Here is a 20,043-nt window from a genome sequence, read left to right on the forward strand (position 1 = left end):
TCAATCAATATTTGATAATGTATTCAACCACGGATCTTCAACTTTTCATCTACACCGCAGATCTCGGCAGCCTGTCGAACGCCGCCCGTCAGCTTGATCTGCTGCCAGCTACCGCCAGCGCCAGCCTGAAGCGGCTGGAACAGCAGCTCAATACCAGGCTGTTCGTCCGCTCGACGCGCAGCATGCGCCTGACGCCGGAAGGCACCCTGTTTCTTGAATATAGTCGCCAAGCCCTGGCGCTGCTGCAGGAAGGCCAGGCGTTGCTCAATGCGGACGGCGCGGTAAGCGGCCATCTGCGGCTGTCGATGCCGTCCGATGTTGGCCGCAATGTATTACTGCCGTGGCTCGACGCCTTCCAGGAAAAATATCCACCAGTGACGCTGTCGCTGCAGTTTTCAGATCGTGTGATCGATCTGTTCCGCGATCCGGTCGATGTGGCTTTCCGCTACGGCCCGCTAGACGACTCGACGCTGGTCTCGCAACCGCTGGCAGCCAGCCGCCGGGTGGCGGTAGCGGCGCCATCCTACCTGGCTAAACATGGCCGGCCGCAGGCGCCGAAGGATCTGGCCAACCATAACTGCCTGCTGTATTACCTGCAGCACGGCTTGTTCAATAACTGGCGGTTTTATGCGGGCAAGACGCCGATTGACGTCAAGGTGCGCGGCGACCGCATGACAGACGACGCCGCGATCGCCCGCGCCTGGGCAGTGGCCGGCGTTGGCATCGCCTACAAATCCTGGCTGGATGTGCGCCAGGACGTAGCCGACGGCCGACTGGAAATCGTCCTGGAACAGTTCGCCGGCGAGGAAACCCCGCTCAGCATGGTGTATCCGCACCGCAGCAGCATGTCGCCATCGCTGCGCGCGCTGCTGATATTCTTGCGTGAGCGCTTTGCTGCCCTCAATGCGGCTGTGTGAGTGCCTCGCCGTCGCGACCGAAATGCTCGACCACGAACTCGATGAACGATTGCAGCTTGGGCGTCATCTTGCGATTTGACGCCACCACGATATGCATCGGCCGGTGCGCCAGTTCATAGTCGATCAGCAAGCGCTGTAGCCGCCCGGCAGCCACCTCATCGCGCAGCAATGCTTCCGGTTGCATGACGATGCCGATCCCGTTCAACGCCGCAGTGCGCAGCGCCAGGCCGTTGTTGGCGCGAAAGTTACCGTGCACCTCGACTTCCTGCCGTACGCCGTCCATAGCGAATTCCCAGCGGTTATAGCGGTTACCATGGACGAAGCTGAGGCAATTGTGCCCGATCAGTTCTTGCGGCGTGCGCGGAGTGCCGCAACGCGCCAGGTATTCCGGTGAGGCGCACACCATTGAACGGTAAGGCTGCAAGGGACGCGCGATGAGTGTCGAATCGGGCAACGCGCCGATCCGCAGCGCCACCTCGAAACCTTCCTCAACCATATCGACCACCCGGTCGTTCAACGACAGATCCAGCTCGACATCGGGATAGCGCTCCAGATAAGCGCGTACCACGGCGGTCAGCATCAGCCCGCCAAAGGTCGCCGGCGCGGTCACACGCAGCACGCCACGCGGCAGCAACTGCATCTCCTTGACTGAGGCGTCGGCTGCCTCGATTTCCTGCAGCGCCTGCTTGCAGCGCTCGAAATACAAATGGCCGATCTCGGTCAGGCTTTGACGCCGCGTGGTGCGATTCAACAAACGCACCCCAAGCTGCTCCTCCAACTGGCGCACATGCTTGCCAACCATCGTCGGCGAAATCCCGGCCTCTTCCGCCGCAGCCGAAAATCCGCCTTTTTCGACCACGCGGACGAAAATCTGCATGCTGGTCAATCTATCCATAGTCGCAATTAAACACCAATGGTTTTAAGTGATAGTAATTTTAATGCATTTATCCACCATCAAGAAGTAATCATACTGAAGCCTGGATCTCACTCATCACGGAGCACAACATGAAAATCGCAGTTATCGGTGCCACAGGCACAGTCGGCAAAGCAGTCGTGGCGCAACTGGCGAGCCGCCATGAAGTCATCGAAGTCGGCAACAGCAGCGGCCAGTATCAGGTCGACATCACAGACATCAACAGCGTGAAAACACTGTTCGACAAGCTCGGCAAGATCGACGCCGTCGTATCGACCGCCGGCAAGCTGCATTTCGGCCCGCTGCAGGAACTGACACCCGAGAATTTCCAGGTCGGCTTGCGCGACAAGCTGATGGGGCAGATCAACCTGGCGCTGGTGGCCCAACACCACCTCAACGACGGTGGCTCGATCACCCTGACCAGCGGCATCCTCAGCGACGAGCCGATCCTGCAAGGCGTGAACGCCAGCACCGTCAACGCAGCACTGGACGGTTTCGTGCGCGCCGCCGCGATCGAACTGAAGCGCGGCCTGCGCATCAACATCGTCAGCCCAACCGTGCTGGAAGAGTCGCTGGCCAGCTACGGCCCATTCTTCTACGGTTTCCAGGCTGCGCCCGCCAGCCGCGTTGCCCTGGCCTATAGCCGTAGTGTGGAAGGTGCACAGACCGGCCGCGTATACCGGGTCTGGGAATAAATAGCGAGAACGCCGGCCCTTGGAGAAAGCGCGTCAGTTTTTGTCAGCATTTTGTCAAGACGATGCAGTAAGATTGGCGACAGACAACTTGACGCCAATCCATTTCCCCAAGAGGCCCGCTATGGTCAATGTCGTAAAACGCATCCAGGAATACAACGCCGGGCGTGATCCGGAACGCCTGCAACTCAAATATCGCAACATCCGCAGCAATCCGTTCGTATTCCTGCGCGGCACCTGCCACCTGTTCTACGAACGCCTGCCGAAAAGCGGCTTGTTCCGCAGCGCGCCGGCAACCTGGATTTGCGGCGACCTGCATCTGGAAAATTTCGGCACCTACAAGGGCGACAACCGCCTCACCTACTTCGACATGAACGACTTCGATGAAGCCGTGCTGGCGCCCACCAGCCTGGAGCTGGTGCGCTTCCTGACCAGCGTCCTGATCGCGGCCGAAGGACTGTCGCTGAGCGCCGCTGAAAGCCGTATTCTGTGCCGCACCTTCCTCGATGCCTACAGCAACGCGCTGACATTAGGCAAGGCGCGCTGGGTCGAGCGCGATACCGCACAAGGCATGGTCGGCGAACTGCTCAACGACTTGCGCGGCCGCCAGCGTGCGCTCTATCTCGACAGTCGCACCGTCCGCAAAGGTAAGCAACGCATATTGCGCACCGATGGCAAGAAAGCCCTGCCGGCGTCGGACAAGCAGCGCGCCAAGGTCACCGCCTTCATGAACGCATTCGCTGCGGAACAACCAAATCCGGAGTTCTACAAGGTGCTGGATGTAGCGCGCCGCGTCGCCGGCACCGGCAGCCTCGGCGTCGATCGCTACTCCATACTCGTGGAAGGCAAGGGATCGCCCGACACCAACTACCTGCTCGATCTGAAGCAAGCCTTGCCCTCCTCGCTGGCCCCGTATCTCAAACTTGAGCAACCGAAGTGGAAGAGCGAAGCAGCACGCGTGGTGGCGCTGCAGCGCCGCTGCCAGGCCGTATCGATGGCCTTCCTGCAACCGGTCATGCTCGGCAAGACATCCTATGTGCTGCGCGGCCTGCAACCCAGCGAAGACCGGGTCACACTCAATCGCTCGCAACAAAAGATGAGCGATATCCAACGCGTGCTGACCACCATGGGCAATATCGTCGCCTGGGCGCAACTGCGCAGCAGCGGCCGCCAGGGCTCGGTGATTGCCGATGAGCTGATCGATTTCGGACAAAGCAAGAAATGGAAGAAGCCGCTGCTGGAAGCGGCGCAGGAATGCACGATACAGGTGCGCAAGGACTGGCTGGTCTACAGCAAAGCCTACGACGACGGCGTTTTCAAGGTTTAACAGAGCCTTTAACAATTAGTCGTTGGCGGGTTCTGGAGTCGCTGCTTTGCCACAAACAGGGAAGGCAGCGATATTTGCCGCTGCCTGCTGTCCTCTTGGCAAGTAATTCAAGGTATGATTCTGATCGCCTACATGAGGCCAGCACGCAAGCCGGCAACACGTCTACGGAGTTTATCCAGATCCGCGGACCGGTTCGCAGAACACCTTGAGAACAATAGTGATACAGCAACAAACACAGAAACAAATCGTGGTTATCGGCGGCGGCGTGATGGGAGTCTGCAGCGCCTACTTCCTGGCCGAGGCTGGCCACCAGGTAGCGGTGGTTGAACAGCGCAGCAATGTCGCCGAAGAGTCGACGCTGGGTAATTCCGGGATCCTGTCTGCCGGCTCGGCCTTGCCATGGTCGGCACCCGGCATGCGCAAAGCGATCCTGGCCGGCATGTTCAACCAGGAAGCCCCCAATGTCCTCAATGCCCGCTTCAGCCCCGCGCTTTGGCGCTGGATGCGACGCTGGATGGCGGAATCCGAGCTGCAGCGCTTTCGCGCCCACACGCACCAGATGCAGCGCCTGGCATCCTACAGCCAGGACTTGCTGCAGCAAATCGAACAGCACTTCCAGATCGACTTCGAGCAAAGCCCCGGTTTGCTGAGGCTGTTCCGCAGCGAGGCGGAAGTCGCTGCGCTCGGCGCCACCCAGGAATTACTGACTGAATGCGGGGTCGCCCACCAGTTGCTCGACGGCGCCGCCGCGCGCGCGCTGGAGCCGGCGCTGGCAAACGCCGGCAATGTCGCCGGCGGGCTGTACTTTCCCGACATCGGCGCCGGTAACTGCACCTTGTTCACCAAGCAGCTGAAAGCCATCCTGCAGGGACTGGGCGTACAGTTTCATTTCGACAGCGCAGTCACCGCCATCGAACCACAGGGTTCGCGCGTGGCTTTGCACATCGACGGCCAGCAGTTGTCCGCCGATGCAGTGGTCTGCGCTACCGGCAGCTCCAGCGCCAAGTTGCTGAAACCGCTTGGGCTGCGCCTGCCGCTGCACGCGATCAAGACCTACACCGCGACTGCCGCCGTCAAGAACTACGAGGATGCGCCGAAGCTGGCAGTCCTCGATTCGTCCTACAAGGTCACCATGGCGCGCATCGGCTCACGCATCCGCCTGGCCGGCATTGCCGAATTCGGCGCCAAGGATATGGAAATCGACGACAAGGCGCTGCGCACGCTGCTGAAAGTGGCGCACGACTGGTTCCCCGACGCCGCCAACTTCAACAGCGCCAGCTTCTGGTGCGGCCACACGCCGATGCTGGCCGACGAAGTGCCGCTGATCGGCCATACCGGCATCAACAATGTCTTCGTCAATATCGCCCACGGCGGCTCCGGCTGGAGCATGGCGCTGGGCGCGGCCAAGGTGCTGGCCGACCAGGTTTCGGGCCGGCCATCAGAAGTTGATCTGGACGGACTGACCGTCGCGCGCTATCGTTAGTCCCCCACCTCTCTAGGTTCAGATCCGATGAACGCCATCTATTCGACCGCCGATATCCGGAAAATTGAACAGGCGGCCTTGCTTAGCTCACCGCCCTACAGCCTGATGCAACGCGCCGGTCAGGCGGCCGCCCAGGCGGCGCTGCGCATCCTGCCCGGCCCTGCGCATGCGGCAACCATCCTGGTGCTGGCCGGCCCAGGCAATAACGGCGGCGATGCGCTGGAAGCGGCAGCCGGCTTGGCCAAGGCTGGCGCCGAAGCGGTGGTGCTACTAAAAGCCGATCCGGCCCGCTTGCCAGCCGATGCCGCCAACGCGCTCAGGCGCGCCCAGCAGCAAGGTGTACACCTGATGCCGCCGGAGCAATTCGCCGAGATCGACAGCAGCCAGTGGACACTGGTCATCGACGGCCTGTTCGGCATCGGCCTGGCCAGGGCGCTGGATGGCGACTTGCGCAAACTGGTGCAAGCGGTCAATGCGATGCACTGCCCGGTGCTGGCGCTGGATGTGCCGAGCGGGCTGGATGCCGATACCGGCACGGTGGTCGGTGCAGCCGGTGGCGGCGTCGCTATCGAAGCCACACACACGATCACCTTCATCGCCGACAAGGCCGGCCTGCATACCGGCGATGGCCCCGATTACGCCGGCCAGGTTGAAGTCGCCACACTGGAAATCGCCGATAATTATTTCCCCGCAGCGCATAGTTGGCTGAACCAGCCTGCGTTGTTTGCCGAACGCCTGCAGCCGCGCCGACGCAACACCCACAAAGGCAGCTTCGGCGATGTTGCGGTGATTGGCGGCGCCGCCGGCATGGGCGGTGCGCCGATCCTGGCGGCGCGAGCCGCTGCCAAATGCGGCGCTGGCCGTGTGTTCGTCGGCTACGCCGCAAATCCTCCGGCCTATGACAGTGCACAACCTGAACTGATGTGCCGGCATGCGGACGACCTCGACTTTTCGACCGCGACACTGGTCGTCGGCACCGGCCTCGGTATGTCCGATGCCGCGTTGGCGCTTCTGGTACGGGCGCTGGAAGCGCCGAGCTGGTTGGTGCTGGATGCCGACGCCCTCAACCTGTTGTCGAAGCAACCGTTGCTGCAACAGCAGGTTGCACAACGCCAGCACGCCGTACTGATGACCCCGCATCCGCTGGAAGCAGCGCGCCTGCTTGGCGTCAGCACCTCTGAAATCCAGGCTGACCGCAGTAGCGCAGCACGCAAACTGGCCAGTCGCTTCAACGCCGTAGTGGTGCTGAAAGGCGCCGGCAGCATCATCGCCCGCGCCGACGGCGAAGCGGTGGTCAATCCTACCGGCAACCCGGCACTAGCTACCGCCGGCAGCGGCGATGTCTTGTCCGGCATCTGCGGCGCATTGCTGGCGCAAGGATGGCCGCATTGGGAAGCCGCACTGGCGGCAGTATGGCTACACGGCCGTGCTGCAGATCAACTGGTGGAACAAGGAATCGGGCCAATCGGCATGATAGCCAGCGAACTGATTCCGGAAGTGCGCTTGCTGCTGAACCAGCTGATACAGGACAACTGATCTCTGACTGGCGACAAGCACGACCTACATTCCCCAACTTACCACCTGCACGCCCATCAATTGCCGATGGAAGGTCATCACCAGCAGCGCCAACAACACGCCCGAGACGATCGCGATCAGGTCTTGCTTGAAACTCGGCGTGAATGATTTGCTGCTGTTTCTCAGCACCGCAGAAATCAAGTCCAACACGGCAAACGCCAGGAATGCGCCAAACAGCAAGGTCGCCTTGCAGTGGCCGTTGGCCAGCAGGTGCACCAGCGCCCAGATGCCCAGCCCGAGCAGCATCGGATGGCGCAACCAGGTGCGGATGTGGGTCTTCATGTTGGCGGCGGCAAACAACACAAAACTGACTGCCATGGCGAACGGCGCCACCATGATGGCAAGCGGAAAGGAATCGAATACCCGGCCGCCGCCGGGCGCCCTGCCATAGCCGACGATGATGAGCAACAGCCCCAGCACCGCGACGATCGAGAACAGCGCCTTGTAGCGATTTTCACCCCAATTGCCGACCAGTCTGGCTTTCAGACTGGGTACGGTAGGCAGCAGGTGGATACCGAGAAACAAAACCAATCCCAAGACCAGCATCGCCATGATCGATCTCCTTTTGTACGCCACCTGCCTGTCGGCGGCTGACCAGAACTCATTTCATGCCTGTCCGCGCAAACCGATACGGACAGGCATGAAATGAGCTCCATGCACGGCATGCGCCGTGTCACGAAGCCATTGCACGCGATCCCCTTCATGCGGTGATGAAGGGGACCATCTACAGCACCCGGCTTAGTGCGCCAGGATTTCCTGCTTCAGCGCACTACCGCCATACACCTTGTCCAGCGTTTCCAGGATCGCTCCGCTGTGCACCGCAATCGAACGATTGAAGCGCGGATCGTACCAGAACGCACCGCCCAGCGAATGGATGTTGCCGTCGAAAATCAGGCCGACGATTTCACCGTTGCGATTGATCATCGGGCTGCCGGAGTTGCCGCCAATGATGTCATTGGTGGTGACCAGATCGTAGCGCTGCGCCAAATTCAGTTTCCCCTTGGCCGCATGCCAGGAAGCCGGCAATGCAAACGGATCGGCGCCGGTGTCGCGTTCGAAAGCGCCACCGATGGTGGTGAATGGAGCGATCTGCTTATCCCCATCTTTCCAGCCCTTGACTTCACCGTACGACAAGCGCAACGTAAAGGTGGCATCCGGATAGGTGCTGGTGCCTTGCTGTGCAAACCGCGCCTGCGCAATCAGCTCGGAATTTTTCTGCTGCACCGATTCCACTTCCTTTTCGTAGCGGGTACGAATCGCCCGTGCCGCCGGGTCCAGCGCCAGTTCCATCTTGATGAACGGGTCATCTGATTTCAGGATGGCTTCCTGGCCGCCCTGCCACAAGGCCTTGCGCACTGCTGGATCACCCAGCTTGGTGTGATCGATGAGCGCGGCGCTGAGTTGATCCGGCGATTGCTTGCCGAGCACCTGCTTGACGAAGGCATCGTCGGCGCCGAGCATTTCACGCATCTTGGTGAACGAGAGTCCCAACATCACTTTCTCGAACTCTGGGTAGACCGGCGCTGTAGAGAACAATTCCTGCTCGACTTCCGGCAGTTTGGCGTCGGCATACTCAGGCAGGCGCTCACCGTTTGGCTTGGCGCGCTCCACCGCACCGCGCACCAGCGCGCGGGCGTAGCTGAAGTATTTACTGTTGAAGCCGCGACCACCTTCAATGATGCCGTACGGCGCTTCGATCTGCCGGTACACCTGCTGCGCGGCAGCGATCTCATCCCAGGCGCCGCCGATCTTGGCTTGCAGCGCCGGTTGTTGCGCGACGTATTTGCGCAAGGCGGTTTCCTCATCCTGCTTTTGCTTCATCAGCGCCGGGTCCTGCAAAGTCGTCAAACGTCCGCGCAGCGCCTTGTAGCCGTTTTCCACGCCGAACAGCATGTGCTCTGCATTACGCGCCGCTTCCGGGCTGGTCTTGCTGTACTGTTCCAGTACGCCGCGCATCTCGGCCAGACGCAGCAAGGTGTTGACCAGGGTGACATCGCGCAAGGTATCCAGTTGCGATACGGTCAGCTGGCGCTGGGTCGAACCTGGCTGGCCGGTGACGAATACCAATTCGCCCTCTTCCGCGCCATTTTTACTGAACGGGAAGTAATTCTCGATCTTGGCCGGCTTGCCGCCTTCATACGCACGCAACATGGTGATGTCGAGGTCGTAGCGCGGGAAGTTGAAATTGTCCGGATCGCCACCGAAGAAAGCGGCAGCCTTTTCCGGCGCCCAGACCAGGCGGGTATCCTGGAACCGGTGGTACTTATACACTTGGTACTGGCCGCCGTGATACAGGTCAACCACATCGCAACGTACGGTTTCCTTGTCATTGCCGACGCATGCCGAAGTCAGCTTGGCCTTGATCGCATTCTGCGCACTCTTGAACGCCGCGCCATCAAGGCCAGCGGTTGCACTCTTGACCTGATCGGTAACATCGGTGATCTGTTCCAGCCGGTTCAGCTCGATCTCGGGACAGCTCAGTTCCTCTTCGCGGCGCTTGGCCAGGAAACCATCCTGGATCAGATTCTTGGTTGCCGTCGAGCGTTGGTCGAGGCATTCGGAGGCGCAATGGTGATTGGTCATCACCAGGCCATCCTTCGATACAAAAGACGCCGAGCAACCGCCGGCGATACGCGCCGAACCAAGCATGGTGCGCTTGATCCAGGCATCTGTCGGGGTGAAGCCGTATTCGGCCTGCATCTTCGCTTTCGGCAAATTGTCCAGAGTCCACATCCCCTCCGCCGCCATGCCCATGCCTGGCACTAGCAGTGCCGCTAAAAGCCAATGAAATCGCATCGTACATTCCTAACATTAATAATTTTTAGGAGTGAAACATTACCACATTGAAATAGAAATCGTTATCACGATTGCGCGTAACTTGAGCGCTACGATGGCGCTACGATAGCGATCCGACAATGCTAAGCACGATGCATCAGGGAACGAACTCGATCTCAACCTCGCGGCCGTCGGCGCGTCCCTCCTGATCGATGGCGCGCAACTGGTAACGCCCCGGCGCACCGGGTAGCCAGCCCAGGCTGTCGGCGGCGCGCGCCTTGCCGATCAAGCCGCCGTTGGCGAACCAGAACAGCATGTCCTGCGCCGAGGTGGCGTTGGCGCGTAACGCGATCGGCGTCATTTTCGACAGCTGCATGGTATAGGTCGCGCCGCTATTGGGTGAAATGATCGATGGGCCATCATCCGTCGACTGCTGCTTGATCTGTTGCATGGCCTGCCCGCCGCAATCCGGCTGAACCGGCGGTTGGCGGCGCGGCATGCCGGCTTCGCGGAACAGCCGTTGCATGTCGGTCGGCCAGAATTCGAACACCTCGGTGCGGGTGAACGGTCCGTCTTCGCAAGTCGCCAGGCCGGTACGGCTGTCGATCTTGACAGCGCGATGCAAATTGCTGATGCGGATCGGCGATTTGCCCGGAATGAACCAGGTCTGCACCCGATCCGTGCACAAGTCGTTCGGTAAATCGCCGCTGGCGCGGCAAACCTCAACCCGCTTCACATTGGCAGGCACCGGCTGCGCCACGGCGCCGGAATCGAGACGCTGCGCGCGCATGCTGTCGACAATCTTGAAAAACAGCGGCGCCGCAGTCTGCACACCGACAAAAGCCGGATTGCCGCTGCCGTCGAAATTCCCAACCCAGACCAGCAGCACGTAGTTGCCGAACACTCCGGCGGTCCAGGCATCGCGGAAACCCCAGGAAGTACCGGTCTTCCAGGCGATGGCTGGGGCGCCCGGTTCGCCGGTATCCGGGCGCGGATTGGTCTGTAGCATTTGCAGCGTGATGAAGGCAGCTTCTTCCGATAGCAAGCGCTTGTGTTCCTCATGCCCTTGCGGCACGTCCGGCGCCTGCCGGTCGTAATGCAGCGGTCGCAGCACGCCGCCGCTGCCGAGCATCAGATACAGGCGCGCCAACTCTTCCATGGTCAGCTCACCACCGCCCAGCGCCAGCGCCAGCCCGTAATGTTTTTCCGACGCCAGCCTGCTGACTTCAGCCTGCTGCAGGAATTCGTACAAGCTGGGTTGCGTCAGTTTCGAGGCCAACGCCACCGCAGGAATATTACGGCTGCGCACCAGCGCATCCTGGGCGGCAATCGGCCCGACGAAGCGGCCGTCGAAATTCTCGGGACTGAACGGACCGAAGGTGGTTGGCGCATCTTTCAGGATCGTCATCGGATGCAGCAAACCCTGGTCCAGCCCCAGGCCGTAGATGAACGGCTTCAGGGTCGAGCCGGGCGAACGTTTGGCTTGCGTGCCGTTGACTTGGCCATCGATCGCTGGATCGAAATAGTTGGCGGAACCGACCACCGAGCGCACCTCGCCACTGCGCCGATCAATCAGCATCGCCGCCGCGTTATTCACGCCGACGCCGCGATGATTGGCGACGAACTGGCCGAGGATGCGCTCCAGCGTGCCCTGCAGTGGCAAATCGATACTGGACCAGATCTCGCCGGCAGGCTTGGTGCGCAACAGATAGTCGCTAACATGCGGCGCCAGGAATGGCACGCTACCGGTGGAATACAACGGCACCCGGGCTTCGAGGTCGGCCTTGTAACGCCGCGCTTCGGGATGCTTGTCGAGCCAGATTTCCGCCAACCGCTTGCGCGCCTGGTCGCGAGTTTTCTCCTGTTGCAAGCCGCCGCCCAGGCGTGACATGCCGCCGCGCTTGGAGGGATTTTGCGGGATCACTGCCAAGGTCAGGATTTCCGGCAAAGTCAGGTGTTCGGCGCGCTTGTGGAAATAGATCAGGCTGGCGGCGGCCACGCCTTCGATGTTGCCGCCGTAGGGCGCGAGGTTCAGATAGGCTTCCAGTATCTCGCGTTTGCTGTAGCGCGCCTCCAGCCAAAACGCCGCTCCCAGCTGCTGCAGCTTGCCGCCGACATTCTGACTCTGGATGCCGTACAGCCGACGCGCCAACTGCATGGTGATGGTTGACGCGCCCAATCGTGTGCCGCCACCATAAGTGGATGAAACCGCCCGGCCCAACGCCACGGGGTTGACGCCGGGATGCCAGTAAAACCAGCGATCCTCGTACAACTGCACCGCTTGCGCCAGGCGCGGATCGATATCGCTGAGTGGCAGCCACAGCCGATATTGCTCATCCGGCGCCAGCGCCAGGCGCAACAACTCGCCATCCTTGGCGTAGACCGCAGTGGACGTACTGACCGCGACCCGTAGCGGCGCATGTGGCCACAGACGCAAGCCGATCAGTAGCAGTGCAGCCAAGGCGACGCCGAGCAATATCCGTCGATGACGGCGCGCCATACCTGCCACTGATTTCCCGTTCAACATCCTAAGCCACGCTCCAACTGCGGTTACTGCGTTATTTCTTGCCCGGCGCATCCACCGTCAGGCTCTGGCCGGCAGCGGAGCGCGCCTGCACGTTGCGTTCGTACATCGATTCGGCATACGCCGGCGGCACCGTGAAACGACCGCTGTTGGTGGCCTTGATGCGATAAGTGATCTCGCTGAAATCCTTGCTCACCGTGCCATAGAACACCACCCGGTCTTCACGTACATCGGCGTAGGTGATATTCCAGTTCGACTTGGCGCCGGCCAAACCGGCCAGCGCCGCGTTCTGCGTGGCCTGGGCAGTGCTGCCCTCGGCGGTGCCGGTGCTTGGTTCGGATGGCGTATCGAGTACCGGCTCGAAGCCGCCCGGCGTCAAGTCCACCAGCGCCACGTTCGGCACATAATCACGTCCGACCGCACGGAACTTCAGGCGCACCGTCAGCTCGTCGCCGACGCTGACCGATGTCACCGGTTTGCCATCTTTGCCGACAAATTCGCGCAGCACTTCCATGCCGGAGCGCAGCTCCTCTTTCGGCGGCGCCTTGTCGAAACCGGTTTCGGTCACCGCGTAATAAGCCGGCAGGCTGCTGTCGCTACCGAAGCGCAATTTTGCGGTACCGGGTGTAAAGGCCACGCGCGGCACCAGGTTGTTCGGCAGCGTCAGTGGCCGTTGCTTGCCGCTGGCATCAATTTCAGTGATCGACAATTTGCCCAACGCATCCGGTCCCATCGCCGTAGCGTAGGCATCAAACGCCAGGATCAGGTAAGCGCTCGACAAGGTATTGAAGTTGCCGTCTGCTATCGGCTTCACCAGCGCCGTCATCACCGCCGGCGGCAAAGCCTTGACCCGCGCCGGGAAATGGCGCGACAGCAGGTACAGTACCTGCGCATCGCGAATCAACGGATCGTAGTAATAGTCGTAACCAAACGGCTGGCCCGGCTTGACCAGTTGCGCCACCTGCTTGTCGATCAGATTGCTGGCCAAGCGATCCTGTTTCAGCAACTGATAGGAGGCAGCCAGGTAAGCCGCTGCCAGGTCGTTCTGCCAGTCTTTCGGGTAGCGACGCTCCAACGTCTCGCGGATGCTGGTCAGGATCGGCGTGGTAATCACCGTCTGCCGCGTCAGCAGGTAAGCGGCATAGGCGCGCACGCGCAATTGCGGCAATCCGGTAGCCGGGCTGGCCGCCAGCTTCTGTGCGTAATCCAGGCCCTGCTGCAGCATGTCGGCCGGCACTACCTCGCCGCGTTCGCGCGCCTCCAACATCAGGTGCAGCGCATAGATCGAAGCAAACTCGTCAGCCTGCACCGATGCATCCCACAAACCGAATCCACCTTCGGCATTTTGCCGCGTGCGCAATACCTTCAACGCATCGTCAAAACTGCGCGCAGTCTGCAGCTTGAGATCGGATTTGCCGAACTCGGGTCGCTTGGACAACACCAGTGCCGGCACTGCCTGGCTGATCATTTGCTCGGTGCACAGATGGTCGAAGTTGGCCAGATAGCTCGACAAGCCGCCTGCCAGCACCAGCGGCAACGACGACACGCCGGCCTCCAGCTGGCGATATTGCGGATACAGCGAGCGCTTCAGCGCCACGTCCACCGAACCGTTGAAATTGCCCATCGTCAGTTGCGTGTAGCGCGCCACCGGCGGCCGCACCGAGACATCGGTCGCCAGCTTGCTGGTCTTGCTGGCGTTGCTGCCCAAGGTCGATGTGAAATTCAGCGTCGCCGAACCGAGCATCGCCTGCGCACCGTCGACCGCCTTGAGCCGATAGGTCGCTACGCCTTCGCGCATTTCGCCGATCTTCAAGGTCTGCGTATCGCTGCCGATCACTTGCAGGTGCGGCGATGTTTTCAAGGTCAGCGTCACCGGCGCATCCTTGCCGGAGCCGAGCACGTTGTTGGCGACACCGACGCTGACATCAAACTCGTCGCCCGGCGTCACTGCCAGCGGCACATTTGGCGAAATCACGAAATCGCCACGCACCAGCGTCTTGCCTTGCGCTGTGCCAACGGTATTGTCGTTGACCGCCACCGCCATCACCCGCATGCTGCCGTTGAAGGTATCCGGCACCTGGTAAGTGAATTCCTTGTCGCCATCAACATCGACAATCCCCGACCAATACACCGCAGGCTTGTCATGCTTGCGCTTGAACGGATTCAGATGCTTGCCCAACGCGCCTTCAGCGTCGCCGCCCGGCGCGCTGGCCGCCAGCAGTTTCTTGAACTCCGGCAGGATCAGGTCGAGAATTTGCGAGCTACGCACTTCCAGCATCTTTTTCTGGAAGAAGAAACCAAGCGGATCGGCCATCTGATAACGCGCCACCTGCAGGATGCCTTCATCCACCGCAAACACCACCACCCGCGTCGGTTGCGAAGACGACAGCTTGATCTTCAACGGCTGGCCCGGCTTGACCAATTCCGGCGTGTTCAAGGTCAGTTTGTTGGTGCGCGCCGCCAGGCTGGTGGCGAACGGCACCACGCCGTAGCTCAACGGGCTCATGAAAATCTCGTCTGACGACGGATCGCGGATGAACTGCACGCTGATGTACCCGTTGCCTTCGAAATCCTTCGGCAAATGGATCTTCTGCACGGACGCCAAGGTATCGGTCTTGAACCACTGGTGGGTGAACACCTTGTCGCGCTCGATCGTGATCAGGCCGGCGCCGACATACGGCGCGCGGATGCTGACTTCGATATCGTCGCCCGGCACGTAATCCTTCTTGTTCAAAGTCAGTTGCAGCTCGGCGTTGCGCTCCAGGCTGCGTGTGACGTTGCCCTGCCCGGCCACCGCATATTCGATGCGGTTGAATTCCAGGCCTTGGGCATCGCGGATCACATAGGCGAAATTACCCGGCGTGTCGCTGGCCAGCGACAGGTTAAAACCAGCGGCGGGAATCGTCAGCGGTGTCTCCTTCAACAGAATTTCCTTCTTGCGCGATTCGTATTTATAGCCGCCATCCTGCTGCTTGGTCAGCACAGACACGTACTTGCGTTCGATCTGCTGCAAGGTCAAACCCGACACCGCAGTCTTTTGCGCTTTCGGATCGAGCGCGATAATCGATGCGCTGCGATGGGCGCCGCGCGATACGAAATCGAGCGCACCGTCGGCCTTGAAACCGACCAGATAAGGCAGCTCGGACACCAGTGTTGACGTCTCCGCCGCGACACCGCGCCCGCCTTGTGGTTCGTAGGCGCGCGCCAGCACTTGCAGGCGGTAGGTGGCCTTGGCGTACTTCGACAGGCCGAGGTCGAACGATGCATCGCCCTTGTCGTCGGTAGTCTGGTCGCCCAGTTGGTCGCTATAGCCATCCTTGGCCCGTTGCGGATCGTAGAATTTGTAATCCGGGAACTGGCGGAACGCCGGGAATGCCGGGCTCAAGGTCAGCTCGGCGGTAACGCGGCGGTTTTCCGCTGCCGTACCGAACAGATTCTGTGCATTGACCAACAACTTCAGGTCTTTCGGATTGAGCCAGCCCTCGCTTGCCGCAACATTAAACTTGGCGCTCACCTTCATGCGGTCCGGCTGGAATTCCTGCACCTTGACGCTGGTGCTGCCGACCTGCGCGCCGGCTTTGCCGTCGCGTACCAGATACAGGTTGATGTTATAGCTGCCGGTCGGCGCACTTTCCTGCGTGGTGTAGGACAACTCGCTGAAACCGCCCGGCGGCAGCTTGATTTTCTCGCGCTTGACGGTCAACCCGCGCGCATCCAGCACTTCCGCCTCCAGCGGCAGGCCCGTGATGCTGCCGCCCCAATTGGCCGACTTGGCGATCATGCCGATGTGGAAAGTATCGCCCGGACGGTAGATGCCGCGATCGCTGAACAGATAGGCGGAGACCTGGTCCGCCACCGCAGCATTCTTGACGCCGCCGACATCGAAGCGCGACATGTCCAAAGCGCGGTCGGTTTTATTCAAAGGCATGAAACTCAGGTCGCCGGCTTTCCGCACCAGCACCATCAACGGCGCACGCTCGCGCGACAGGCCCTCGATCTTGGCGAAATGGGCGCGTCCGGTGGCATCGGTGGCTTGCGAAAACAAGGTGATGCCGTTCTTGCCGATGATATCGACCGTAGCGCCATCCACCGGCTTGCCGTTGAAGATCGACTGCACGAATACATCTTGCGAACCGTCCAGCGATTTCTTCACCAGGATGCCGAGATCGGTGACGATCACCAGGCGTTTGTCGACCTTGCTTTCGGGCGCGACATTGTCGCCATTTTGATCGCCGGCGTCGCCCTGGTCAGCGCAGTTGTCACCGCACTCGTCAGCATTGTCGTCAGCCGCCGGCTCGCCTGGCTGACGCTGATTTTTGGCCTCTTCTTTCTTGGCGCGTGCTTCCGCCGCCGGGTCATAGCCGGTAACGGTGAGCAAGAACACGCCACGACGGGCCCCGCCTTCGGCATCGCCTTTCAAATACTGGTTCATGTCGACCGCTTCATAATGCGCGCGACCACGTTCCAGATCAGGCAATGGAATCTTCGATTCGAAGCGCTCGGTCAGATTGTCCGGGCCGAAGCGGTCATAGAATTCCGGATTGGCGAAATTGCCGTCGGATTGCGACACCAAATGCTGCAACTGGGTCGTCAATACGCGTCCGATTTCAATCTTTACGCCTGGCAGGTCGCGCACCAGCACCGCCACCTTTTTCTCGCCACTCATGGTCAGTAATGCGCCCTGGCTGAGTATCTTCAACTCTGCCGGGAATGGCGGCACCTGCAGCACGCGACGGTCAGTCTTGCCCAGCACATAGCCGCCGAACGACTTGACGCCGGCTTCGACCTGCACGTACACCTGCGCACCGACATCGGCGTGATATTTGAAACTGTGGATATCGGTAAATTCGTGTTCCGCCGGAATCTGCTCCAGCGCCAGGCGAGTCGACTGTTTCAGGATCGCCGGCGTGATTTCTTCCACACTCCACTCGTCCGCCGTATCGTCGTCGCTGGCCGGTTTGAATACGCCATTTTTGTCCGGATGGGTTTTCGGCAGCACCCAGGCGCTGATCGCCTTTTTCATCTCGCGTTCATGCACGGTGGCGGTGGTATTCAGCAACAGCACCTGCTCCGGCTCGTTCTTGTCGTTGGTCACGACTTGCGGCGTCATGTCGGTAATCGCCAGGCTGTACAGCCCCGGCACTGCGATTTTTGCACCCAGCGGATTGTCGGATGGCGTACCGCCACGCGCTGCCGGCACGCCCTTGTCGAGCGCGAAACGCAGGCTGCTGCTGTCTTTCGGAATCGGCAGATTGGCCGAACGGACGTAGGCGTTCAGCTTGAGCTTGTCGTAGCCGACGGTGAATGGCGTGGTTTCCTTGCCGATGCCCAGCACGCCGGCAGATTGCTGTTCAAGCTGTAATTCGATGCGCTTTTCCAGTTCGGCAGAATTGACCGGATGGCTGAAATGCAGCTCGATCACGGCCTGCTTGACGGCCGGATTGATCGGATCCTGATAGAACTCGGAGCGGACGATATCGATCTTGAAAGACGGGCTGTTGAACTTGGTGTCGTACTGCGCCAGCCGCACTTCCGGGCTGAACAGCTTCTTGTCGAAGCTGACCTGGAATTCACTGCCGACCGGCCAATCTTCCGTTGGTGCAAAACTCAATGTCTTGTCGTCGTTCCAGTGCCACACCCCGGCAATCGCCGGACTGACCGTGATGCCGCCAGTCACATCCTTACCGACGCTGGCCAAGGTTGCGACCGAATGATCGAAACTGATCAGCAACGGCTTCGGCAAGCGATTGGCCGGATCTTCCTGTTCGATTTCGGTACGCCCCGGATTGCTCACCTTGAGCACGACCTCAACCGGCTTAGGCTGCGCTTGCCACCAGCGGTAACCGTACCAGCCGCCGCCTGCCAGCAGCAGCAAACACAGCAAAGCCGCCAGCGAACGGCGCGGCTGGCGGCATGCAGCTGCCGCACCGGCACGCACATTGCGCCCAGTCCAGCTGGCCCAGGCTGGAGCCTGCCAGGCAATATTGCCAAACACTTGCCGTAATACCCATTTGAATGGCGTCCAGATCAACAAAAGCACTGCGAGGACAGCCTTGAGCAAGGTAGAAAAAAGCCCCAATAATTTATTGGGGCTGCTGCTCTTCATGTCATCAGGTTGTGGCATGTGTTTCCTTAGTATCTGGGCGAGGTGACGTGAGTTTCAACAAATTTCCAGGCGCGCTCAGTCGTAACGAACGCAACAGCGATCGAGTCTACACTAGACCATGCCATCAGGAAATTATTGTCGATATGATATCCATAAGATTGTACCTCCCCCATAAAACAACATCAACAAATGTTGACAAACACTCTCTTCCCTTGAACTACCTAGCTAGACGTTCACCACTGTTGTCTTGATTTTGTTAAAAATTTAAATGTCCCTTGACGGCATTAATTCCTAGTAGCAATAATTAACAAAAATAAATATTTCATTAAAGATATATCCCAACCATATTCAACCGTCTGAAAGGTGCGCATCACTTAACAAATGTCCAGATAACAGCCTGGGTTTCCATTACAAAAAATGTCAATCGGGAGATTCGTCATGCAAAAATTTGTTCGGAACGTGATTCTAGTTATCGCAGCGGCAACCAGCTGCTCCAGTGCATTCGCGGGCACCGCAACCGCCATCATGACCAACACGGTCACCATTGCCAACAATTGCAGCATTTCCACACTTGGCTTCACGACAACCTACGATCCCGTTGTCGCCAACGCCACCGTCAACCAGGTCGCCACTGCCAGCGTCACCACTACGTGCACAGTAGGCGCCAGTCCAGTCATCACTCTGGGTCAAGGGGCAAATCCTGGGTCCGGCTCTACCAACGCGGCCCCGGTGCGCCGGCTTTCCAACGGCGCGACCACACCGGCATATCTCAACTACGGCCTGTTTTCGGATACCAATCACACAGTGACGTGGGGTAATACACCGGCGACGGCGCCTACAGCTGTCACTGCTACCGGCGTTGCCACGGCGATCACCGTGTACGCAAGCATCCCGTCCGGTCAGACGTCGCTGCCGGCCGCCACTTATACCGATACCGTAGTCGCCACTGTCACGTTCTAGAACGACACGGCCATGATGCAAATCCTTGGCAGATGGCAGGCTGCACTTGCCTTGCTCCTGTTCGTCGGCGTTGCGCAGGACATTCGCGCGGCATCGTTCAACGTCAACCCGATCGGTTTCGACCTGAGTGCCGAGCGCCCATCCGGCGTACTGCAGATCAGGAACACTGGCGATGCTCCGGTGCGGATACAGGTCAGTGCCGTCGACTGGAGTACCGACGGGCGCGAGGAAGTGCAAGCCGAGACCGATGCCCTGCTGCTAAACCCGCCGATCTTTGCGATACAGCCGGGGCAAATTCAATTCCTGCGCTTCGGAATGCGCAATCCGCTCACTCCGACAAGCGAAAAAAGTTATCGCCTGCTGATTGAGGAGGTGCCATCCGCCGGTCCCCAGACGTCCGGCCTGAGGACCTTGTTGAAGGTCAGTATTCCGGTGTTCATCGTCCCGCAACAAAAACGGGAAGACATCTCCTGGCAGTTGCAGAGACGCGCAGGCGGCCTGATGCTGACCGCTGCCAACAACGGCAATGTCCACAACAAAATAGTCAGCATCCAGTTAAGCAATCCTGATGGCAAGGGCGCGCTGCAGATCAGCACACCTGCCTACGTTTTACCGGGTCAGCACAAGGAGTGGCCATTGGCAAACGGAACAATCCGTTCCGGCCTGGTTCGACTGCACGTTCAGACAGACAAGGGCGAGATTGAACAACAACTCACGCTGGAGGCTGACCAGGTTTCTAGCCGCTAGCCTGATCGCATTTCAAACCCCAGG

At 60.0% G+C, this 20,043-nt stretch carries 12 protein-coding genes; 7 read left to right on the forward strand and 5 right to left on the reverse strand.

The window, feature by feature from the left end:
- Positions 1 to 17: 17 nt before the first annotated feature.
- A complete protein-coding gene (locus ACIPF8_RS12890) occupies positions 18 to 917 on the forward strand; it encodes a LysR family transcriptional regulator (RefSeq protein WP_400421494.1) in 900 nt (299 codons plus the stop codon).
- On the opposite strand, the gene ACIPF8_RS12895 is transcribed toward ACIPF8_RS12890, so the two are convergent.
- A complete protein-coding gene (locus ACIPF8_RS12895) occupies positions 901 to 1,812 on the reverse strand; it encodes a LysR substrate-binding domain-containing protein (protein ID WP_400421496.1) in 912 nt (303 codons plus the stop codon). The genes ACIPF8_RS12890 and ACIPF8_RS12895 overlap by 17 nt on opposite strands.
- Before the next feature lie 110 nt (positions 1,813 to 1,922).
- Here ACIPF8_RS12895 and ACIPF8_RS12900 point away from each other — a divergent pair, with 110 nt between their 5' ends.
- The 4 genes from ACIPF8_RS12900 to ACIPF8_RS12915 all read left to right on the forward strand — a co-directional run bounded on the left by ACIPF8_RS12900 (position 1,923) and on the right by ACIPF8_RS12915 (position 6,868).
- On the forward strand, positions 1,923 to 2,525 hold the full coding sequence (locus ACIPF8_RS12900; RefSeq protein ID WP_400421497.1) for a short chain dehydrogenase: 603 nt from the start codon (positions 1,923 to 1,925) through the stop codon (positions 2,523 to 2,525).
- 121 nt (positions 2,526 to 2,646) lie between these two features.
- A complete protein-coding gene (locus ACIPF8_RS12905; RefSeq protein ID WP_400421499.1) occupies positions 2,647 to 3,849 on the forward strand; it encodes a DUF2252 domain-containing protein in 1,203 nt (400 codons plus the stop codon).
- A 217-nt stretch (positions 3,850 to 4,066) separates the two neighbouring features.
- Positions 4,067 to 5,332 carry a D-amino acid dehydrogenase gene (locus ACIPF8_RS12910; RefSeq protein WP_400421500.1) on the forward strand — a complete coding sequence of 422 codons (1,266 nt, stop codon included), beginning with the start codon at positions 4,067 to 4,069 and terminating at the stop codon, positions 5,330 to 5,332.
- A 27-nt stretch (positions 5,333 to 5,359) separates the two neighbouring features.
- Positions 5,360 to 6,868: an NAD(P)H-hydrate dehydratase gene (locus ACIPF8_RS12915; RefSeq protein ID WP_400421502.1), complete on the forward strand. Its 1,509-nt coding sequence runs from the start codon at positions 5,360 to 5,362 to the stop codon at positions 6,866 to 6,868.
- Between the two features lie 24 nt (positions 6,869 to 6,892).
- Here ACIPF8_RS12915 and ACIPF8_RS12920 read toward each other — a convergent pair whose 3' ends face one another.
- From ACIPF8_RS12920 to ACIPF8_RS12935, 4 genes are all read right to left on the reverse strand, one after another.
- Positions 6,893 to 7,459, reverse strand: coding sequence for an NnrU family protein (locus ACIPF8_RS12920; protein WP_400421503.1), 567 nt, complete (start codon positions 7,457 to 7,459; stop codon positions 6,893 to 6,895).
- Between the two features lie 186 nt (positions 7,460 to 7,645).
- Entirely contained in the window at positions 7,646 to 9,703 is a 2,058-nt protein-coding gene (locus tag ACIPF8_RS12925) for a S46 family peptidase (protein ID WP_400421504.1), read from the reverse strand.
- 136 nt (positions 9,704 to 9,839) lie between these two features.
- Positions 9,840 to 12,182 (reverse strand): penicillin-binding protein 1C, encoded by a 2,343-nt coding sequence (gene pbpC / locus ACIPF8_RS12930; RefSeq protein ID WP_400421506.1) that lies wholly within the window; start codon positions 12,180 to 12,182, stop codon positions 9,840 to 9,842.
- Between the two features lie 58 nt (positions 12,183 to 12,240).
- Positions 12,241 to 18,330, reverse strand: a complete 6,090-nt coding sequence (locus ACIPF8_RS12935; protein ID WP_400421508.1) for an alpha-2-macroglobulin — start codon at positions 18,328 to 18,330, stop codon at positions 12,241 to 12,243.
- A gap of 420 nt (positions 18,331 to 18,750) precedes the next feature.
- Here ACIPF8_RS12935 and ACIPF8_RS12940 point away from each other — a divergent pair, with 420 nt between their 5' ends.
- Together ACIPF8_RS12940 and ACIPF8_RS12945 are read left to right on the forward strand one after the other, a co-directional pair.
- Entirely contained in the window at positions 18,751 to 19,272 is a 522-nt protein-coding gene (locus tag ACIPF8_RS12940) for a spore coat protein U domain-containing protein (protein ID WP_400421510.1), read from the forward strand.
- Positions 19,273 to 19,284: 12 nt separating this feature from the next.
- The gene (locus ACIPF8_RS12945) at positions 19,285 to 20,019 is read left to right on the forward strand and encodes a molecular chaperone (protein ID WP_400421511.1); all 735 of its coding nucleotides are present in this window, start codon (positions 19,285 to 19,287) and stop codon (positions 20,017 to 20,019) included.
- Positions 20,020 to 20,043 lie beyond the last annotated feature (24 nt).

Source organism: Collimonas sp. NPDC087041 (assembly GCF_044745265.1).
Classification (GTDB): domain Bacteria; phylum Pseudomonadota; class Gammaproteobacteria; order Burkholderiales; family Burkholderiaceae_D; genus Collimonas.